This is a genomic window from Stenotrophomonas sp. YJH_SMC_131, assembly GCF_059367975.1.
This window is the reverse complement of the sequence record NZ_JCAFRJ010000004.1, coordinates 181016-201321: the sequence shown is the minus strand read 5'-3', so window position 1 is coordinate 201321 and position 20306 is coordinate 181016. Positions and strand designations below refer to the sequence as shown.

The following is a 20306-nucleotide window of genomic DNA, read 5'->3' as shown; positions in this document are numbered from 1 at the left end:
GCCAGCGGTGCCGTGCCGGGACGGTGTCGCCGCACCTGCCGCGCCTGCGCTACCCTGCTGGCCAGCCACCCCGCACTGGACTGGATACCTCGATGGCCCGCTATGAAATGCTCAACAACATCGCGCATCGGGACCTGAAGGTCGCCATCGGATTCGGGCCGCAGTTCGGCGATGCGGTGGGCATGGTGCCGGCCTATCCCAGCGAGTTCGCCGAACTGCAGCGCGAGTATCCGATCTTCCTGCGCCGGGAGGCCGGGACCGGGGCGTGGCAGTCCGTGGCCCTGCTGGGTTTCGAGCAGCACGAGAACCTGTACCTGCAGGACGGACGCTGGAATGCCTCCTACCTGCCCGGCGCGGCCGCAAAAGGGCCGTTCCTGATCGGCTTCCAGGAGCACTACGTGGACGGCCTGCTCACCCAGGACGCGGTGATGCACGTCGACCTGGACCATCCGCGTGTCACCTCCGGCGCCGGTGAGCCGGTGTTCCTGCCGCAGGGTGGAAACACGCCTTACCTGGACCACATCGCTGGCGTGCTGCGCGGCATCCACGAGGGCAGTGCCTTCGCGGCCGGCATGTTCACGATGCTCGACGACTGTGGCCTCATCCAGCCGGTCACGCTTGATGTGCAGCTCGCGCCGCATCACCGCGTGGGCGTGAGCGGATTGCACGGCATCGACCGCGAGCGACTGGCGGCGCTGGACAGTTCACGCCTGGCGGCGTTGAACCGCGCCGGTTACCTGGAAGGTGCGTACCTGATGCTTGCGTCGCTGCATAACATGCGCCGCCTGATCGCCGAGAAGCAGCGCCGTCTCCGCGTCCAGGACGGCACCGCGCAGGCGGTCAGGAACTGACCGGTGCAAGCCCGCCTGCCGATACGGATCCTGGAAGGCATCGATCCTGCTGCCTTGCAATTGGCCGCCCTGGTGGAGGCCGGTGAGCCGGTCGTACTGCGCGGCATCGCCAGCGGTTGGCCACTGGTCCAGGCCGGACTGGGCGGCGTGCGTGACGCGATGGCGTACCTGTGCAGCGTCGATGCGGGTGCGCCCATCCAGTACTCGTTCGGCGGCGCCGAGATCGCGGGCCGCCCGTTCTACAGCGCGGACTTCACCCGGCTGAATTTCGAAGTGCGGCGTGGCGTGCTCGCCCAGGTGCTGGAAGAGATCGCCGCGACGCTGCATGCGCCGCGGCCGCCAACCTATTACGTGGCCTCGCTGCCGATCACGCGGGCACTGCTGCCGGCATTCGCGCAGGCCAACGATGCCGGGCTGGCGAAGCAGGGCATCGACGCCACCGCCAGCATCTGGATCGGCAACCGGGTGACGGCCTCGTGCCATTTCGACACACCCGACAACCTCGCCTGCTGTGCGGTGGGGCAGCGCGAGTTCACGCTGTTCCCGCCCGCCCAGGTCGACAACCTGTATCCGGGCCCGCTCGATCCCACGCCGGGCGGACAGGTGGTCAGCGTGGTGGACTTCGAGCGCCCCGACTTCGATCGGCATCCACGTTTCCGCGAGGCGCTGGCGCATGCACGCAGCGCGGTACTTGGGCCCGGCGATGCGATCTTCATTCCCAGCATGTGGTGGCACCATGTACGCAGCCTGGAACCGTTCAACGTGCTGGTGAACTACTGGTGGCGAAGCTCACCGGCCTGGCTGGGGTCGCCGCTGGCGGCGCTGCAGCACGCGATGTGGTCCGTGCGCGACCTGCCAGCGCGTGAGAAGCAGGCCTGGGAAGGGCTCTTCCGTTACTACGTATTCGGCCCCGGCGAGCGCGCCGGTCAGCACCTGCCTGAGACGGCGCGCGGGGATCTGGCACCGTTCGACGAGCAGCGCGCCCGCCGCATGCGCGCGATGCTGCTGGGCAGGCTCAACCGTTGAGAGAGGGCACCGTGTTGGATACCCAGAGCACGCCTGCAGAGCGCATCCGCAAGGTGGTCATTGCCGGTGGCGGTACGGCGGGATGGCTGGCCGGCTGCGCGCTGGCGCATCAGTTCCGTGACCAGCTGCAGATCACGCTGGTCGAGTCCGAGCAGATCGGCACGGTCGGCGTCGGTGAGTCCACCGTGCCGCCGATCCGCACCTTCCATCGCTTCCTGCAGATTGACGAGCAGGAGTTCCTGCGCGCGGTGGCCGGCACCTTCAAGCTGTCGATCTCGTTCGAGAACTGGCGCCTGCCGGGGGATCGCTTCTTCCATCCGTTCGGCACCATCGGCCACGGCACCTGGGCGGCACCCTTCCATCACTTCTGGCTGGACAGCCTGCGCCGCGGCATGCCCTCGGAGCTGGGCGACTTCAGCCTGGAGAGCATCGCATCGCATGGCGACCGCTTCTCGCTGCACACCCAGCCGCAGGCCAGCTATGCGTATCATTTCGATGCCAGCCTGTATGCGCGGTTCCTGCGCCGCAGGGCCGAGGCCCACGGCCTGCGCCGGATCGAAGGCAGGATCGCCCAGGTCAGGCAGCACGCGCACGACGGTTCGGTGCAGGCGCTGGTACTGGACGACGGCCAGGTGATCGAGGGCGATCTGTTCATCGACTGCACCGGCTTCCGTGGCCTGCTGATCGAGCAGACGCTGGGCACCGGCTACGAGGACTGGCACGAATGGCTGCCGTGCGACCGTGCCGTGGCGGTGCAGACCGAAGCGGTGGCGCCGCCGGTGCCCTATACCCGGGCGATCGCCCACGAAGCGGGGTGGCGCTGGCACATCGCGCTGCAGCACCGCGTTGGCTGCGGGCTGGTGTATGACAGCCGCCACCTGTCCGATGACGAGGCCGCAGCGAAGCTGCTGCGCGATGCCGGGGCTCCACCCTTGCGCGATCCATGGAAGGTGCCGTTCCGCAGCGGGCGTCGGCTGAAGGCCTGGAACAGGAACGTGGTGTCGCTCGGGCTGGCCAGCGGCTTCATCGAACCGCTGGAGTCGACCAGCATCCATCTGACGATCAGCGCGGTAGTGCGCCTGATCCAGCTGTTCCCGTTCGACGGCATCAGTGCGTCGCTGGTGAAGCTGTACAACGATGTCAGCCGCCAGGAAATGGAGCACGTGCGCGACTTCATCATCCTGCACTACCACGCAACGCAGCGCACCGAACCGATGTGGAAGGCGTGTCGCGAAATGCGCGTGCCCGAATCGCTGCAGCAGCGGCTGAGCGCGTGGCGCGAGCGTGCACATGCGTGGCAGGACCCCGGCGAGGTTTTCCGCGTGGAATCCTGGACCAGCGTGCTGCTCGGGCAGGGCATCGCGCCCGGTCCCGCCCACCCGCTGGCGCGGGCCGTGAGCGACGCCGATCTGCGCACCCTGTTGAAGGGCATCCAACAGCCCGTGCAGCAGGCTGCCGCGCAGATGCCGGCGCAGGCGGAGTTCATCGCGCAGTACTGCAGGTCCGGCGTGGACGTGTGGCGTTCGACGGCAGCAAGCGCGTAGCAGGGTTTTGCGTTGCAGCACGCTTTTTCCGCTGCAGCTGGTTACAGTGCGGCAACACCGCTGGCGATGACGCGCGCGGTGGCAACGAGGGGGCCGGACACCACGCCCCCTTTTTGAGTCCACGGAATGTTAGCGCTACCTTTTTGATCGGAGGCGGTTTCGATGGGTCTGGTTGCAGGGATCGATGCAGGGACGCAGAGCCTGAAGGTGCTGGTCTATGACCCGCGGACGCAGGCGGTGGTGGCCTCGGCCAGCGTGCCGCTCGCGCTGGACAGCGGTGCCGACGGCAGCCGTGAACAGGCGCCTGCCGACTGGGTGTCGGCCCTGCGCGACTGCTTTGCCAGGATCGGCCCCTCGCTGCGCGCTCGCATCGTCGCACTGGCGGTATCGGGGCAGCAGCATGGGTTCGTGCCGGTTGATGATGCTGGCGAGGTACTGGCGCCGGCCAAGCTGTGGTGCGACACCAGCACCTCGGCCGAATGCATCCAGATCATGGACGCCGTGGGCGGGTTCCAACGGACCATCGCGCTGGCGGGCAACCCGATCCTGGCCGGCTACACAGCGTCCAAGCTGCCCTGGACCCGGATCCACCGTGCCGACGCCTATGCGCGGCTGGCGACCATCCTGCTGCCACACGACTACCTGAATTTCGTGTTGACCGGGCAGCGGTTCTGCGAGCTTGGCGATGCGTCCGGAACCGGCTGGCTGGACGTGCGCACACGCACCTGGTCGCAGGAACTGCTGCGCGCCACCGATCCTGATCGTGATCTTGCCGCCTGCCTGCCGCCGATCGCAGCACCCGATGCCCTGTTCGATATCGCGCCGAAGGCAGCGGCCGAGTTGGGGCTGCCGGCGGCCGTGAAGATTGCCGTAGGTGGCGGCGACAACATGATGGCGGCAATCGGCACCGGCTGCGTCACGGAAGGGCGGCTGGCGATGAGCCTGGGAACCTCCGGAACGCTGTTCGCCTATTCCGGCTCGCCGGTGATCGATCCGGACGGCGCGTGGGCGGCGTTCTGCTCGTCCACGGGGGGCTGGCTGCCGCTGATCTGCACCATGAACTGCACCGTGGCCACCGAACGCGTGGCCAGCGCCTTCGGTTTCAGCACCCGCGACGGCGATGCGCACCTCCACGCGACGCCGCCGGGCGCAGGGGGGCTGGTGATGCTGCCGTTCCTCAATGGCGAACGTACCCCCGACCTGCCGCTGGGCAAGGGCGTGCTGGCAGGCCTGGACATCGCCAATTTCACCCCGGCGCACCTCTACCGCGCCGCCATGGAGGGCGCGACCTACAGCCTGAAGTACGGCTACGACGCCTTCGTCCGCGCGGGCATGCAGTTCGATCGCATCGTGCTCACCGGCGGCGGCAGCAACAGCGCGGCCTGGCGTCAGCTGGTGGCTGATGTGTTCGGCCTGCCGGTGGACGTCCCGGTGCAGGCCGAAGGCGCGGCGTTTGGTGCGGCACTGCAGGCGCTGTGGGCGCTCGCCCGGGCGCAGGGAGACGCCACCTCGATCAGCGACATCACCGCGCGCCACGTCACCGTCGATCCCGCGCTGTCCGCACGGCCGGATCCGGCCCGCAGCGATGCCTATGCACGGGCCTACGCACGCTTCCTCAGCCATCTTGATGCCATCACGCCGCTGCAGCGCGGCTGATGGCTCCTCCACGACACCCCGTACAACGACAGGAGCACGCACCATGAGCACGCAGCCCTTCATCGGCGCCAAGGAGTACTTCCCCGGCGTCGGCCGCATTCCGTTCGAGGGCAAGGGCTCGGACAATCCGCTTGCCTTCAAGGTCTACGATGCAAACCGGGTCATCGGTGGCAAGACCATGCAGGAGCATCTGCGCTTCGCCGTGTGCTACTGGCACACCTTCTGCAATGCCGGGCACGATCCGTTCGGCCCGGGTACCCGGCAGTTCCCGTGGGAGGCAGCCTCGCCACTGGCCACGGCCGAAGCGAAGGTGGACGCGGCGTTCGAGTTCTTCACCAAGCTGGGCGTGCCGTACTGGTGCTTCCATGATATCGACCTGGCGCCGGATGCCGACGACATCGGCCAGTACCAGAAGAACCTCTCGCATATGGTGGCCCTGGCCAAGGCGCGCCAGGAGGCCACCGGCGTCAAGCTGCTGTGGGGCACGGCCAACCTGTTCTCGCACCCGCGCTACATGAACGGCGCATCGACCAACCCCGACTTCGCGGTGGTCGCGCGCGCAGCGGTGCAGGTCAAGGCCGCGCTGGAGGCCACGGTCGAACTCGGCGGCGAGCACTACGTGTTCTGGGGCGGACGCGAAGGTTATGCGTCGCTGGCCAATACCCAGATGAAGCGCGAGATCGAACATTTCGCGCGCTTCCTCACCATGGCCCGCGACTACGGCCGCAGCATCGGCCTGAAGGGCAACTTCCTGATCGAGCCCAAGCCGATGGAGCCGATGAAACACCAGTACGACTTCGACAGTGCCACGGTGGTGGGCTTCCTGAAGGAGCATGGGCTGGACAAGGACTTCAAGCTCAACATCGAAGCCAACCACGCCACGTTGTCCGGGCACACCTTCGAGCACGACCTGCAGGTTGCGTCCGACCATGGCCTGCTCGGCAGCATCGATGCCAACCGCGGCAACGCGCAGAACGGCTGGGACACCGATCAGTTCCCCAGCGATCTGTACGACACGGTGGGTGCGATGCTGGTCGTGCTGCGCCAGAGCGGGCTGGAGGGCGGGTTGAACTTCGATGCCAAAGTGCGCCGTGAGTCGACCGACCTTGAGGATCTGTTCATTGCCCATATCGGCGGCATGGATGCGTTCGCACGCGGGCTGGAGGTTGCCCATGCACTGCTGACCGAGTCGCCCTGGGAGCAATGGCGCAAGGAGCGCTACGCGAGTTTCGACAGCGGCGCCGGCCAGGAGTTCGAGCGTGGCGCGCTCAGCCTGCCGGACCTGGCGGGCCTGGCCGCCCGCCTCGGCGAACCGCACCAGGCCAGCGGCAAGCAGGAGCGTTACGAAAACCTGCTCAACCAGTACCTGCTGCGCTGAGCGCGGCAACGGTGCACTCGAGGGGACGGGAATGAACCAGGCAGCAGGCAGCGGTGAGAACACCCGGCTGATCGTACTGATCAGCGTGGTAGCGACGATTGGCGGTTTTCTGTTCGGCTTCGACAGCGGCGTGATCAACGGCACCCAGGACGGCCTGCACCAGGCGTTCCGGTCCGGTGAATGGATGCAGGGGTTCGAGATCGCGTCGATGCTGCTGGGCTGTGCGGTGGGCGCGTTCAGTGCCGGCCGCCTGGCCGACCGCCTCGGCCGTCGCAACGTGCTGATCCTGTCGGCGGTGATGTTCCTGCTGTCGGCACTCGGTGCCGGGGCGGCGGCCTCGTCGGGCTGGTTCATTGCGGCGCGGGTGATGGGTGGGTTCGCGGTAGGCGCGGCGAGCGTAATCTCGCCGGCCTACATTGCTGAGGTCGCTCCGGCCCGCTATCGCGGCCGCCTGGCCACGGTGCAGCAGATCGCGATCATCACCGGGCTCACCGCTGCCTTCCTGTCCAACTACCTGCTGGCGGCCGCAGCGGGCGCGTCGACCGAGCCGCTGTGGGCCGGGCAGGCTGCCTGGCGCTGGATGTTCTGGATGCAGGCCGCGCCATCGCTGGTGTTCCTGCTGCTGTTGCTGACCATTCCTGAGAGCCCGCGCTACCTGGTGGTGAAGCGGCGCAAGGACGACGCGCTGCGCGTGCTGACCCGGCTGCTCGGCAACGACAAGGCCCGCGCCACGCTCGAAGAGATCGATGCCTCGCTGTCCAACGACCACCATCGCCCGCGCCTGTCCGATCTGAAGAGCCGGGCGACCGGGCGGATCCGCCCGATTGTGTGGGTCGGCGTCGGACTGGCCTGCTTCCAGCAGCTGGTCGGCATCAACGTGGTGTTCTACTACGGCGCCGTGCTGTGGCAGGCGGTCGGCTTTTCCGAAAACGACGCGCTGCTGATCAACGTGCTGTCCGGCGCGCTGAGCATCGGCGCCTGCGTGGTCACGGTGCTGCTGATCGACCGGATCGGCCGCAAGCCCCTGCTGTGGTTCGGCTCGGCCGGGATGTCGCTGTCGCTTGCACTGGTGGTGGTCGCGTTTGCAAGTGGTTCACTGGCCGACGGGCATCTGCAGCTACCCGGGCGCATGGGCACGCTGGCGCTGGTGGCGGCCAATGCCTATGTCGTGTTCTTCAACCTGTCGTGGGGGCCGGTGATGTGGGTGATGCTGGGCGAGATGTTTCCGAACCAGATCCGCGGTTCGGCACTGGCGGTCGCCGGCGCAGCGCAATGGACCTCCAACTTCGTGGTCACGGTGACGTTCCCGATGCTGCTGGCCGCGGCCGGGCTGGCGGCCACCTACGGCATCTACCTGGTGGCGGCGATCATCTCGGTGATTTTCGTGGTCCGGCATGTGCACGAGACCAAGGGCAAGGAACTGGAGCAGATGGAAGGATGAGCGCCATGACATCGCAGACCTCCGTATCCCGCAGCGGCGTGCTGGTCGCCGTGCTGACGCTGGCGTTGCTGGGCTGCCACGGCCAGGACCGGCCCGCCGCCACTGCGGGAGCCGCCAGCGACCCGTGGCCGCAGGTCACCTGGCCACTGGCCGCGGATCCTGCTCTGGAGAAGCGGATCACCGACCTGATGGCCGGCATGACGGTGGAGGAAAAGGTCGGCCAGCTCGTGCAGGGCGACATTGCCAGCCTCACCCCCGATGACGTGCGGCGCTACCGCCTTGGTTCGATCCTGGCCGGTGGCAATTCCGACCCCGGTGGCCGCTACGATGCGTCGCCAGCCGAGTGGCTGGCGCTGGCAGACGCCTTCTACGACGCGTCCATGGACACGTCGAATGGCGGCAAGGCCATCCCGCTGCTGTTCGGCATCGATGCCGTGCATGGGCAGAGCAACATCATTGGCGCCACGTTGTTCCCGCACAACATCGGGCTGGGCGCCACACGCAATCCGGAGCTGCTGCGGCAGATCGGTGGCATCACCGCGCTGGAAACCCGCGTCACCGGCATGGAGTGGACGTTCGCGCCGACCGTTGCGGTACCCCAGGATGATCGCTGGGGCCGCAGCTACGAGGGCTACTCGGAATCGCCCGAGGTGGTGACCAGCTATGCCGGCGCCATGGTGGAGGGATTGCAGGGCAGGGTGGGAACACCGGAGTTCCTCGATGGCCGCCATGTGATCGCCTCGGTGAAGCACTTTCTCGGTGATGGCGGCACCACCGACGGCAAGGACCAGGGCGACACCCGCATCAGTGAGCCGGACCTGGTGCGCATCCACGCCGCCGGATACCCGCCGGCCATCGCCGCCGGCGCGCAGACCGCGATGGCATCGTTCAACAGCGTCAACGGTGAAAAGATGCACGGGCACCGGCACTACCTCACCGATGTGCTCAAGGGACGCATGAACTTCGGTGGCTTCGTGGTGGGCGACTGGAATGGTCATGGCCAGGTCAAGGGCTGCACCACCACGGACTGCCCGGCCACGATCAACGCGGGCCTGGACATGGCGATGGCCTCGGACAGCTGGAAAGGCTTCTACGAGACGACGCTGGCTGCGGTGAAGGACGGCCGGATAACGCCGCAGCGCCTGGACGATGCGGTGCACCGGATCCTGCGGGTCAAGTTCCGCCTGGGGTTGTTCGAGGCCGGCAGGCCGTCCACGCGGGCCGTTGGCGGGCAGTTCGCACTGATCGGCGCGCCGGCACATCGCGCGGTGGCCCGGCAGGCCGTGCGCGAATCGCTGGTCCTGCTGAAGAACCAGAACGGCGTCCTGCCGCTGTCGCCGAAGCAGCGGATCCTCGTGGCCGGCGACGGCGCCAACGATGTCGGCAAGCAGGCCGGTGGCTGGACGCTCAACTGGCAGGGCACCGGCACCACGCGCAAGGACTTCCCCAATGCGGACTCCATCTACGAGGGCATCGCGCGCCAGGCCAGGGCGGCCGGTGGTGAAGCCGTGCTTGCCGTTGACGGTCGCTATGCAGTGAAACCCGACGTGGCGGTGGTGGTGTTTGGCGAAGACCCCTATGCCGAGTTCCAGGGGGACCGGCCCACCTTGGCCTACAAGCCGGGCAACGAAACGGATCTGGCGCTGCTCAAGCGACTCAAGGCCGATGGCATACCGGTCGTCGCGGTCTTCCTGAGCGGGCGGCCGCTCTGGGTGAACCGGGAAATCAATGCCGCCGATGCCTTCGTGGCCGCGTGGCTGCCGGGCTCGGAAGGCGCCGGCATTGCCGATGTACTGCTGCGCGGAAGCGATGGCGGGGTGCAGCACGATTTCAAGGGCAAGCTCAGTTTCAGCTGGCCGCGCACCGCCACCCAGTACGCCAACAACGTCGGCCAGAAGGACTACGATCCGTTGTTTGCGTTCGGCTTCGGCCTGACCTACGCCGACAACGGCGACCTGGCCGCGCTGCCGGAGGCATCGGGCGTGACCGGCAACGAGGGCGCGACCGGCGTGTTCTTCGCGCGCGGTGATGCAGGCCCCGGCATGGCGCTGCGCCTTGAGCAGGCCGCAGGCCAGGGCCTGACCGTGACCCGCGTGCCGGACGCGTTGCCCGATGATCGGCTGAAGATCACCGGCGTGGATCATCTGGCGCAGGAGGATGGGCGACGCCTGGCCTGGTCGGGCAAGGGCGAGGCCGTTGCTGCACTGCAGTCGCACACGGCGCTGGACCTGCAGCGCGAATCCAACGGTGACCTGATGCTGCTGACCACGCTGCGCGTGGACGCTGCGCCGGAGGGTGAGGCGTGGCTGTCGGTCGGTTGCGGCGTGGGCTGCTCGGCACGCATCGCCATCGGGCCGTCGCTGGCGGCCCTTCCACAAGGCCAGTGGAAGCGCGTTGGCGTGCCGCTGAAGTGCCTGGCCAAGGCGGGTGCAAAGCTGGACGCGATCGACCGACCGTGGTCGGTGGTGACGGCTGATGCGATGACGATCTCCGTGTCACGCGTCGCGCTGGGCGCACTGAACGAAGCCGAGGTCGCCCTTGGATGCGGCGCATGATTGCTGCCGGCCTGACCGGCACCCTGCCGCCTACTGCGCAGGCGCAGGCATGAGGGCGGGGCCTTCGCTACCGGCGCGTGGGCGGTGCGGCTACCGAACCGCGTGCGATCAGCCGATGCGGCATCACATGTTCGCGCAGCACCGTTGCGTCCCCCGCAGGCCGGCGGATGGTGCGCAGCAGGATGTCGATGGCCGCGTTGGCCATCGAGGCGATGGGCTGGTGGATCGTGGTCAGTTCCGGCCACACGGTGGTGGCGGCCGAGGTGTCATCGAAACCCACCACCGACAGGTCGCGTGGCACTTCCAGCCCGCGCCGATGCGCCACGGAGATGGCGGCGGCGCCCATGTCGTCGTTGCTGGCGAAAATCGCGGTCGGTGGCCGGCGCTGGGACAGCAGCTTCTCGGCCGCGGCCAGGCCGGACCGGTAGGTGTAGTCACCGTGCTGGACCAGGCCGGGCTCCACCGCCAGCCCGGCCTCGCGCAGGGCGGTGACGAAGCCGTCGTAGCGGAGTGCACTTGCGCTCAGGTCATCGCGCCCACGGATGAAACCGATGCGGGTGTGTCCCTGCCGGAGCAGGTGATCGGTCATTTCCCTGCCCGCACTGAAATCGTCGATGCGGACGCAGGACAGGGCCTCGCTCAGGCGACCCGATGCGATGGCCACCACCGGAATGCCAGCCTTGACCAGTTCGCTTACGGCGGCCTGCGATTCGCACAGCGGCGGCGGCAGGATCACCCCGTCGACGCGTCCGGCGAGCGCACGCGCCGCCCTGCGTTCGGATTCGGCATCCAGGTTGTCCCAGTAGTCGATGACCAGCTGGATGGCGGAACTGGAGGCAACGCGCAGCAGGCCCACCAGCAGTTCGCGCAGGTAGGCGCCGCTGGGGTTGGTGTAGATCAGCGCAATGCGCGTGTGCTGTGCAGCGGCCAGCGAACTGGCGGCAAGATTGGGCGTATAGCCCAGCTCACGCACGGCGCGCAGCACGCGCTCGCGGGTGACGTCGCGCACCTTGCCCTGGTTGATTACCCGCGACACGGTCATCGGCGAAACGCCGGCAAGGGCCGCAACCTCGTCGATCGTCACGCCTGCGGTTCTGCGGCGAACCGATTTCTTCGGCTTGTCCAATGCACGATCCCTTTGTTCTTGGTGGCGCTGCCGCGCGGGTGCGAAGGACGATGATGCGCTGCCCCGGGCCCGGACGTAGTCTACAAAGGCGCATGTTAACGCCGTTGTTGCGCGCTGTCGGCACGCACCTGTGGGCCCTGCTCGTGCTGCTGGCCTGTGTTGGCGGGGCACGGGCGGAGGATGGCTATGCGCTGTGGATGCGCTACCAGCCGGTTGCCGCAACGGTCGCTGCCGATTACCGGCGGCAACTGGCCGAAGTGGTGGCCCCGGATCGCACGCCAATGCAGCGCGCCACCCGCGACGAGCTTGCGCGCAGCCTCCCTGGATTGCTGGGAGCGTCGCCGCCAATGCGAACGGCAATCAGTACCGAGCGTGCCCTGGTGCTGGGCACGCCGCAATCTTCGACACTCGTCGCCGCGTACGGCAACGAGATCGCCACGTTGGGCGACGAGGGCTTCCTGATCCGCCGGGTCCGGATCGAGGCGCGCGATGTGCTGCTTGTGGCGGCACGCCAGGATGTCGGCGTGCTGTATGGCATGTTCCATCTGCTGCGGCTGATGCAGCGTGGCACCCCACTGCAGGCGCTGGATGTGCATGAGTCGCCGCAGGTCGCACTGCGTGTGCTCAACCATTGGGACGACCTGGATCGTTACGTCGAGCGTGGCTATGCAGGCAGCTCGCTGTGGGACTGGCAGACGTTGCCGCAGTGGCGTGACCCGCGCTACACCGACTACGCCCGTGCCAACGCCTCGCTCGGCATCAACGGCACCGTCCTCAACAACGTCAATGCCAGTGCGCTGAGCCTGTCGCCGGCCTATCTGGCCAAGGCCGCCGCGCTGGCCGACCTGTTCCGGCCCTATGGCATCCGGGTCTACCTGAGCGCGCGCTTCAGTGCGCCCATCGAGCTTGGCGGCCTGGCAACGGCTGATCCGCTGGATCCGGCTGTGCGGCGCTGGTGGCGCGACAAGGTCGATGAGATCCATGCGCGCATTCCGGATTTCGGCGGTTTCCTGGTCAAGGCGAACTCGGAGGGGCAACCCGGCCCGCAGGATTACGGTCGTTCCCATGCCGACGGCGCCAACCTGCTGGCCGAGGCACTGGCGCCCTACAACGGCGTAGTGATGTGGCGCGCCTTCGTGTACTCGCACCAGGTTCCCGAAGATCGCGCCAAGCAGGCGTACAGCGAGTTTGTCGGGCTGGACGGTGCCTTCCGCCCCAACGTGATCGTGCAGGTGAAGAACGGTCCCATCGACTTCCAGCCGCGCGAGCCGTTCCATCCGCTGTTCGGCGCCATGCCACGCACGCCGCTGATGATGGAACTGCAGATCACCAAGGAGTACCTGGGTTTTGCGACGCACCTGGTGTACCTGGGAACGCTTTACGAAGAAGTGCTGCAGGCCGACACCCATGCACGTGGCGAGGGCTCCACGGTCGCCCGCGTGATCGACGGCTCGTTGGAAGGTCATGCACTGACCGGCATCGCCGGCGTTGCGAACATTGGCGTAGACCGCACCTGGAGCGGCTCGCATTTCGACCAGGCCAACTGGTACGCGTTCGGGCGACTGGCATGGAATCCGCAGCAGTCCGCGCGCGGCATTGCCGAGGACTGGGCCGCGCTGACCTTCTCGCCCGACCCGCAGGTGACCGGCCCGATCGTGCGGATGATGATGGACTCGCGCGAGGCGGCAGTGGACTACATGACGCCGCTTGGGTTGCATCACCTCATGGCACGCGGCCATCACTACGGTCCCGGCCCCTGGGTGGACGGCGGCCCGCGTGCGGACTGGACGTCGGTCTACTACCACCGTGCAGACCGCAACGGCATCGGTTTTGACCGCAGCGCAAGCGGAAGCAACGCCGTGGGGCAGTACTTCCCGCCGGTTGCCGGGGTTTATGGCGATCCGGCGCGGGTGCCCGAGTCGCTGCTGCTGTGGTTCCATCACGTGCCGTGGGACCGCCGCATGCGCTCGGGCAGGACGCTGTGGGACGAACTGGTCGGGCGCTATTCGCGGGGTGTGCGCCAGGTGCAGTCGATGCAGGCGACCTGGGCGGGCCTGCGCGATCGGATCGATCCGCAGCGGCACCAGCAGGTGGCGGCGTTCCTGCAGATCCAGCGCGAGGAAGCGCAGTGGTGGCGCGATGCCAGTGTGGCGTACTTCCAGTCAGTCAGCGGCCGACCGCTGCCGGCGGGAGAACGGCCACCGCCACAGCCGTTGTCGTACTACCAGGCGTTGCAGTTTCCTTTCGCACCCGGAGATGGGCGATGAACCGGTTCGGATGGTCCGCGCGCGCGGCGGCGTTGATGGTGCTGGCGTGGCTTGCCGCACCGGTGGCGGCCGGCGAAACGACGGGTTTGCTGCACCCGCTGTTCCAGGACCATGCGGTCCTGCAGCGCGACCGGCCGATCACCGTCTGGGGCCAGGCAAGCCCTGGGCAGGCGGTATCGGCCATCTTCGCGGGCCAGGCGGTGGCCACACAGGCCGATAGGGCAGGCCGCTGGCAGGCCATGTTCCCCGCCATCGCCGCAGGCGGCCCGTACACCCTCGAGGCAACCGCCGGGACCCGGCGTGAGACGGCGCGGGATCTTCTGGTCGGCGACGTCTGGTTGTGCGCGGGGCAGTCGAACATGGAGCTGCCGGTCTGGCGCTCGCTCAACGCAGCCAGCGAGATCGCCTCGGCCACGCTGCCACGGATCCGGCTGTTCAGCGTGCCGAAGGACGCGGCCGTGCAGGCGCAGGAGAGCTTCAAGGGTGACCCTGGATGGACGCGGGCAACGCCCGATTCGGTGCGCGGTTTCTCTGCAGCCTGCTTCTATTTCGCCCGCGAACTGCAGCGCACGGTTGCCGTACCGATGGGGCTGATCCAGGCAGCGTGGGGCGGCTCGCGGATCGAGGCCTGGACCAGTACCGATGCCCTGCGCGGGCAAGGTGGCATGGACGAGGCCCTCGATATTCTCGCGCGCTCTGCCCGTGATCCGCTGGAGGCACGCGCAGCCTGGGGCCGCCACTGGCAGCACTGGTGGGAGACGCGCGAAGGGGCGCTGCCGGGCGACGCACCTTGGCGCGCGGATACCGATGACCGCGCATGGTCGCACGCACCGGCCACACTGGGCGCATGGGAGCGGTGGAACGAGCCCGCGCTTGCCGATTACAACGGCATGGTCTGGTATCGCACGCAGGTGGTGCTGAGCGCTGAACAGGCTGCACGCGGCGCGACCCTGGAGCTGGCATCGGCCGACGAGGTGGACGTGACCTGGGTGAACGGGGTCGCCGTCGGCAGCCAGTACGGCGCCGGCCAGAGGCGCTATCCGTTGCCGAGTGGCCTGTTGAAGGCGGGATCCAACAGCATTGCGGTCAACGTGCTGGACACCTACGGCGAAGGCGGCCTGGCCGGCCCCTCAACGGCATACGGCCTGCAGTTCGACAACGGCGAGCGCGTGGCACTGCAGGGCCTCTGGAAATACCGGGTGGCGGCGGGCCAGCAGGCGCCGCCTTTCGCGCCATGGCAGGCCGCCACCGGGCTGTCGACGCTGTACAACGGGATGATCGCACCGCTCGGGGGCTTCGGGCTGCGCGGCATGCTCTGGTATCAAGGTGAATCGAACACCAGCGATGGTGCGGCGTATGCGATGCGGTTGCGTGCGCTGCGCGAGGACTGGCGGCGGCAGTTCGGTGCGCGCACGCAACTGCTGCTGGTGCAGCTGGCCGGCTACGGCCAGCCGCCGGTGGTGCCCGCCGCCAGCGGTTGGGCGCAGGTGCGTGAGGCGCAGCGGCGCGTCGCCGCCGAGGATGCGCGGAGCGGGCTCGCCATTGCCATCGACATCGGCGACGCCTACGACATCCATCCGCCGAACAAGCAGGAGCTCGGGCGCCGCCTGGCGCGCGTGGCGCGCCACGTGGTGTACGGCAAGCAGGACGTGGCGCCGTCGGGTCCGCGAGCGGTAACGGCCGTGCGGACGCCCGCTGGCGTGGCCATTGCGTTCGAGGATGTCGAAGGCGTGCTCACCGCGACCGGCGCGCTGCGTCCGATTGGTTTTGAACTGTGCGGGACCAGGGGTGATACCCGCCACTGCGACTACGGCGACGCCGAACTGGATGGGCGCCGGATCCTGCTGCGCGGCCCGCTGTCGACGCACGCAACGCATGTCCGCTATTGCTGGGCCGATGGCCCGGTGTGCACGCTACGCGACCGCAGCGGGGCACCGGCAGGCCCGTTCGAACTTCCCATTGCCGAAGCCGAGACGCGACGATGATGACGTTGTCCAAGCAGTCCCCTCCGGTCCGCGACAGGGCCGGCCTGAGGTCGATGGCGCGCCACCTGCTGGCGGCGGCACTCCTGCTGTCGGCCGCAACCAGCCCGGCCAGCGCGCCGCCGGACGCACCGCCGGTGTACTTCGACTGGTTCGAATACCGCGGCCACGACGCGGCCTTCGACACGCCGCTGCCGGCCGGCCACTACCGCAATCCGGTGCTGGCCGGCTTCCATGCCGATCCCAGCATCGTGAGCGCGAACGGCCGGTTCTACCTGGTCAATTCCAGCTTCACCTATTTCCCGGGCATTCCGGTGTTCGAGAGTGCCGACCTGGTTCACTGGAAGCAGATCGGCAACGTGATCGACCGCGCCACGCAGCTGGATTTCGACGGACTGAGCGTCTCGCGCGGCATCTTCGCGCCCACCATCGAATACCACGATGGGGTCTTCTACGTGGTGACCACGGCCACCGACAGTGGCGGCAACTTCATTGCCACCGCGCGCGACCCGGCCGGTCCGTGGTCCGATCCGCACTGGCTGCCCGGCATCGATGGCATCGATCCATCACTGTTCTTCGATGACGACGGCAAGGTGTACCTGGTCAACAACGATGCACCGCCCGGCCCGCCGCGCTACGACGGGCACCGCGCCATCTGGATGCAGCAGATCGATCTGGCTGCCTTCAAGCCGGTCGGGCCGCGCCGGGTGCTGGTCGACGCGGGCGTGGAGCCGGCGAAGAACCCGATCTGGATCGAAGGACCCCACATCTACAAGCGCCAGGGCTGGTATTACCTGTCCGATGCCGAAGGGGGCACCGGGCCGCAGCACTCCCAGGTGGTGCTGCGCAGCCGCGCCGTGTGGGGCCCGTATGACCCCTACGCGGGCAATCCGATCCTGACCCAGCGCGAGCTGCCCGACGACCGACCGCTACCGATCACCAATGCCGGCCATGCCGACCTGGTCGAAGGCCCGGACGGTTCGTGGTGGGCGGTGTTCCTGGCCAGCCGCAACTATCAGACGCGGCACTACAACACCGGGCGCGAGACCTATCTGCTGCCGGTGCGCTGGCAGGACGGCTGGCCACGGATCCTGCCGGCCGACCAGCCCATCCCCTACGTGGTCAAGGCGCCGTCGTGGATGCAGGGCGAGGCATCCCAGGCCCCCTCGACCGGCAACTTCGTCGAGCGCGACAACTTCGATGGACCGAGGCTCGATCGCCAGTGGCTGCGCGTGCGGGTGCCCAAGCACGCCTGGGCCGACCTGGCCACGCGCCCGGGAATGCTGGCCGTGCACCCGCTTGCCGAGGATCTGGACACGCTGCGCAATCCCGCGTTCCTTGGCCGACGCCAGCAGCACCTGCGCTTCGAGGCGAGCGCCGCGATGAGCCGGCCGGGGCCTGGCGTGGCGGCCGGCCTGGCGGCGTTCCAGAGCGAGGCGTACTGGTACTTCCTTGGCGTTCGCAGCCTTCCGGACGAGCGACTTTCGCTCTTCCTGGAAGTTCGTGATGGCGGTGGCAGTACGCGCATCGTGGCGACCCGCGAGGTGCGGGCACCGGACGCGTTGCGCCTGAAGATCGACGGCAACGAGGGCGACTACGCGTTCTCGTTCGATACCGGCGACGGGCAGGGCTGGCAACTGCTTGCAGGCAAGGTGGATGGCACCGTTCTGAGCACGGACCGGGCGGGCGGCTTCGTAGGCGCACTGCTGGGTCCCTTCGCGCGCGATGAGCGCACCGGGAGAAGCAAATGAGGCTGTCGCTGTCGTCCAACGCCCGTCGCCGCACGTTGCGCCGCGGGCTCACTGTGTTCGTTCTGACCTGCATCGCGGCGGCCGCATCCGCAGCCGCGCCGCGGCCCTGGCTGGACGTTTCGGCCAGCTTCGAGCAACGGGCTGCCTCACTCGTCGCGCAGATGACGCTGGAAGAGAAAGCCGCGCAGATGCAGAACGCCGCGCCGGCAATCGAACGCCTGGGTGTGCCCGCCTACGACTGGTGGAATGAGGGACTGCATGGCGTGGCACGGGCAGGGCAGGCCACGGTCTTTCCGCAGGCGATCGGCCTGGCCGCGACCTTCGATGTGCCGTTGATGGGGCAGGTGGCCACGACGATCAGCGATGAGGCCCGCGCAAAGCACCACCAGTTCCTCCGCGAAGGCGCGCACGGCCGTTACCAGGGGCTGACCTTCTGGTCGCCGAACGTCAACATCTTCCGCGACCCGCGCTGGGGCCGCGGACAGGAAACCTATGGCGAGGACCCGTACCTCACCGCGCGCATGGGCGTGGCCTTCGTACGTGGCCTGCAGGGCGACGACCCCGTCTACCGCAAGCTGGACGCCACCGCCAAGCATCTGGCCGTGCACAGCGGGCCGGAGGCCGACCGCCATCACTTCGATGCACGGCCCAGCCGGCGCGACCTGTATGACACCTACCTGCCGGCATTCGAGGCGCTGGTCAAGGAGGGCGACGTCGATGCTGTGATGGGCGCCTACAACCGCGTGTACGGCGAGTCCGCCAGTGCCAGCCGTTTCCTGCTGCGCGATGTGCTGCGACGCGACTGGGGCTTCAAGGGCTACGTGGTCTCGGACTGCTGGGCCATCGTCGACATCTGGAAGCACCACCATATCGTGACCACGCGCGAAGCCGCTGCGGCGCTGGCGGTCAGGAATGGCACCGAGCTGGAATGCGGCCAGGAGTACGCCACGCTTCCGTCGGCCGTGCGTCAGGGTTTGATCAGCGAAGCGGAGATCGACGATGCGGTGACCCGTCTGTTCACCGCACGGATGCGCCTGGGCATGTTCGACCCGCCGGAGCGGGTGCGCTGGGCGCGCATTCCGGCCTCGGTGAACCAGGCCCCGGCCCATGATGCGCTGGCGCTCAAGGCCGCGCAGGCGTCGCTGGTGCTGCTGAAGAACGACGGCATCCTGCCGCTGTCACGCGACATCAAGCGCATTGCCGTGGTCGGACCCACTGCCGACGACACCATGGCGCTGCTCGGCAACTACTTCGGCACACCGGCCGCGCCGGTCACGATCCTGCAGGGCATACGCGAGGCGGCCAAGGGCGTCGAGGTTCGCTATGCCCGCGGCGTGGACCTGGTGGAGGGCCGCGACGATCCCGGTGCCACGCCGTTGATCGAGCCGACCTTCCTGCGGCCTTCGGCGGACTCGCCCGAGCGTGGCCTGCGTGGCGAGTACTTCCGCACGCCCGACCTGTCCGGTACGCCGGCCCTGGTGCGTACCGACGCGCAGATCGGCTTCCGCTGGGACCGCGGCTCGCCGACCGACAACCTGCTGGCACGCGGCGAAGCGGCACCGGGGCAGGGGATCCCGAACGACCGCTTCAGCATCCGCTGGAGCGGCCAACTGCTGCCACCCGTGTCCGGCCGCTACCGGCTGGAGGTGGCCGGCGATGATGGCTACCGCCTGTACCTGGACGGGAAGCGCGTGATCGATCACTGGGTGAACACAGATCGCCTGCATGCCGAGGGCATCGAACTGGAGCTGCAGGCCGGGCGTGCCTACGCGCTGACGCTGGAGTACTACGACGACGAGCGCGATGCCGGCGTGCGCCTGGGCTGGCGCATGCCCGGCGCCAAGGCGCCGTTCGATGAAGCGCTCGATGCCGCACGCGAAGCCGATGTGGTGGTGTTCGTCGGTGGCCTTACCGGCGATGTCGAAGGCGAGGAAATGACGGTCAACTATCCAGGCTTTGCCGGTGGCGACCGTACCGACCTGCGGTTGCCCGCGCCGCAGCGCACCCTGCTGGAGGCCCTGCACGCTACCGGCAAGCCGGTGGTGATGGTGCTCACCGGCGGCTCGGCCATTGCCGTGGACTGGGCGCAGTCGCATCTGCCGGCGATCCTGATGAGCTGGTACCCCGGGCAGCGCGGCGGCACCGCCGTCGGCCAGGCGCTGTTCGGCGACATCAATCCCGCCGGCCGGTTGCCAGTGACGTTCTACAAGGCCAGCGAAGCGTTGCCGGCATTCGACGACTACGCCATGGAGGGCCGCACCTATCGCTACTTCCGCGGCACGCCACTTTATCCGTTCGGTCACGGCCTGTCGTATACGCGGTTCGACTATGGAACGCTCCGCCTCGATGCAGCCAGGCTCCGGGCCGATGGCCGCCTGGGCGTTGCGGTCGATGTGACCAACGCAGGCACGCGCAGCGGTGACGAAGTGGTGCAGCTGTACGTGCGGCGCGAGCACGCTGGCAGCGGCGATGCCGTGCAGGAGCTGCGTGGCTTCCAGCGGATCCATCTGGCCCCGGGCGAACACCGCACGGTGACGTTCACCCTGGAGGCAGCGCAGGCCCTGCGCCACTATGACGAAGCGCGCGCCGCGTATGAGGTGCGGCCCGGTGCCTACGAGGTCAGGGTGGGGGCGTCCAGTGCCGATGCACGCGCGCAGGGCAGGTTCACGGTGGTGTCCGCGCATGACTGATCGCTCTCGCCGGCATCGATTTCCCTCCGCCCAGATCCC

At 68.1% G+C, this 20306-nt stretch carries 12 protein-coding genes; 11 read left to right on the top strand and 1 reads right to left on the bottom strand.

Annotated elements, in window-relative coordinates; all coding sequences use genetic code 11:
- Positions 1–92: 92 nt before the first annotated feature.
- The 7 genes from AC5P56_RS10520 to AC5P56_RS10490 all read left to right on the top strand — a co-directional run bounded on the left by AC5P56_RS10520 (position 93) and on the right by AC5P56_RS10490 (position 10451).
- Entirely contained in the window at positions 93–851 is a 759-nt protein-coding gene (locus AC5P56_RS10520) for a SapC family protein (protein WP_049439668.1), read from the top strand.
- Positions 852–854: 3 nt separating this feature from the next.
- Entirely contained in the window at positions 855–1877 is a 1023-nt protein-coding gene (locus AC5P56_RS10515) for a cupin-like domain-containing protein (protein ID WP_495231625.1), read from the top strand.
- 11 nt (positions 1878–1888) lie between these two features.
- The gene (locus AC5P56_RS10510; protein ID WP_495231624.1) at positions 1889–3421 is read left to right on the top strand and encodes a tryptophan halogenase family protein; all 1533 of its coding nucleotides are present in this window, start codon (positions 1889–1891) and stop codon (positions 3419–3421) included.
- 162 nt (positions 3422–3583) lie between these two features.
- Complete coding sequence (xylB, locus tag AC5P56_RS10505) at positions 3584–5077, top strand: xylulokinase (RefSeq protein WP_197574213.1); 1494 nt, start codon at positions 3584–3586, stop codon at positions 5075–5077.
- A 43-nt stretch (positions 5078–5120) separates the two neighbouring features.
- Positions 5121–6455, top strand: a complete 1335-nt coding sequence (xylA, locus tag AC5P56_RS10500) for a xylose isomerase (protein WP_495231623.1) — start codon at positions 5121–5123, stop codon at positions 6453–6455.
- Positions 6456–6486: 31 nt separating this feature from the next.
- The gene (locus AC5P56_RS10495) at positions 6487–7896 is read left to right on the top strand and encodes a sugar porter family MFS transporter (RefSeq protein ID WP_495231622.1); all 1410 of its coding nucleotides are present in this window, start codon (positions 6487–6489) and stop codon (positions 7894–7896) included.
- On the top strand, positions 7893–10451 hold the full coding sequence (locus AC5P56_RS10490; protein WP_495231621.1) for a glycoside hydrolase family 3 protein: 2559 nt from the start codon (positions 7893–7895) through the stop codon (positions 10449–10451). Before AC5P56_RS10495 ends, AC5P56_RS10490 begins: the two co-directional genes overlap by 4 nt.
- 67 nt (positions 10452–10518) lie before the next feature.
- Here the strand turns inward: AC5P56_RS10490 and AC5P56_RS10485 are convergent, their stop codons facing one another.
- The gene (locus tag AC5P56_RS10485) at positions 10519–11577 is read right to left on the bottom strand and encodes a LacI family DNA-binding transcriptional regulator (protein ID WP_014647205.1); all 1059 of its coding nucleotides are present in this window, start codon (positions 11575–11577) and stop codon (positions 10519–10521) included.
- 92 nt (positions 11578–11669) lie between these two features.
- Here AC5P56_RS10485 and AC5P56_RS10480 point away from each other — a divergent pair, with 92 nt between their 5' ends.
- The 4 genes from AC5P56_RS10480 to AC5P56_RS10465 are packed head-to-tail and all read left to right on the top strand — an operon-like array spanning position 11670 to position 20267.
- Entirely contained in the window at positions 11670–13844 is a 2175-nt protein-coding gene (locus tag AC5P56_RS10480; RefSeq protein WP_495228358.1) for an alpha-glucuronidase family glycosyl hydrolase, read from the top strand.
- Positions 13841–15829 carry a sialate O-acetylesterase gene (locus tag AC5P56_RS10475; RefSeq protein ID WP_495231620.1) on the top strand — a complete coding sequence of 663 codons (1989 nt, stop codon included), beginning with the start codon at positions 13841–13843 and terminating at the stop codon, positions 15827–15829. The genes AC5P56_RS10480 and AC5P56_RS10475 overlap by 4 nt, the downstream gene beginning before the upstream one ends.
- Before the next feature lie 53 nt (positions 15830–15882).
- Positions 15883–17577, top strand: a complete 1695-nt coding sequence (locus AC5P56_RS10470) for a glycoside hydrolase family 43 protein (protein WP_075076925.1) — start codon at positions 15883–15885, stop codon at positions 17575–17577.
- Positions 17574–20267 carry a glycoside hydrolase family 3 protein gene (locus tag AC5P56_RS10465; RefSeq protein WP_495231619.1) on the top strand — a complete coding sequence of 898 codons (2694 nt, stop codon included), beginning with the start codon at positions 17574–17576 and terminating at the stop codon, positions 20265–20267. The genes AC5P56_RS10470 and AC5P56_RS10465 overlap by 4 nt, the downstream gene beginning before the upstream one ends.
- The last annotated feature ends 39 nt before the right edge of the window (positions 20268–20306 follow it).

Bases quoted from the DNA above. Each gene is read 5' to 3' on its own strand.
- AC5P56_RS10475 (WP_495231620.1), top strand. From the start codon at position 13,841: ATGAACCGGTTCGGATGGTCCGCGCGCGCGGCGGCGTTGATGGTGCTG.
- AC5P56_RS10470 (WP_075076925.1), top strand. From the start codon at position 15,883: ATGGCGCGCCACCTGCTGGCGGCGGCACTCCTGCTGTCGGCCGCAACC.
- AC5P56_RS10465 (WP_495231619.1), top strand. From the start codon at position 17,574: ATGAGGCTGTCGCTGTCGTCCAACGCCCGTCGCCGCACGTTGCGCCGC.
- xylA (WP_495231623.1), top strand. From the start codon at position 5,121: ATGAGCACGCAGCCCTTCATCGGCGCCAAGGAGTACTTCCCCGGCGTC.
- AC5P56_RS10490 (WP_495231621.1), top strand. From the start codon at position 7,893: ATGAGCGCCATGACATCGCAGACCTCCGTATCCCGCAGCGGCGTGCTG.
- AC5P56_RS10495 (WP_495231622.1), top strand. From the start codon at position 6,487: ATGAACCAGGCAGCAGGCAGCGGTGAGAACACCCGGCTGATCGTACTG.
- AC5P56_RS10520 (WP_049439668.1), top strand. From the start codon at position 93: ATGGCCCGCTATGAAATGCTCAACAACATCGCGCATCGGGACCTGAAG.
- xylB (WP_197574213.1), top strand. From the start codon at position 3,584: ATGGGTCTGGTTGCAGGGATCGATGCAGGGACGCAGAGCCTGAAGGTG.
- AC5P56_RS10480 (WP_495228358.1), top strand. From the start codon at position 11,670: ATGTTAACGCCGTTGTTGCGCGCTGTCGGCACGCACCTGTGGGCCCTG.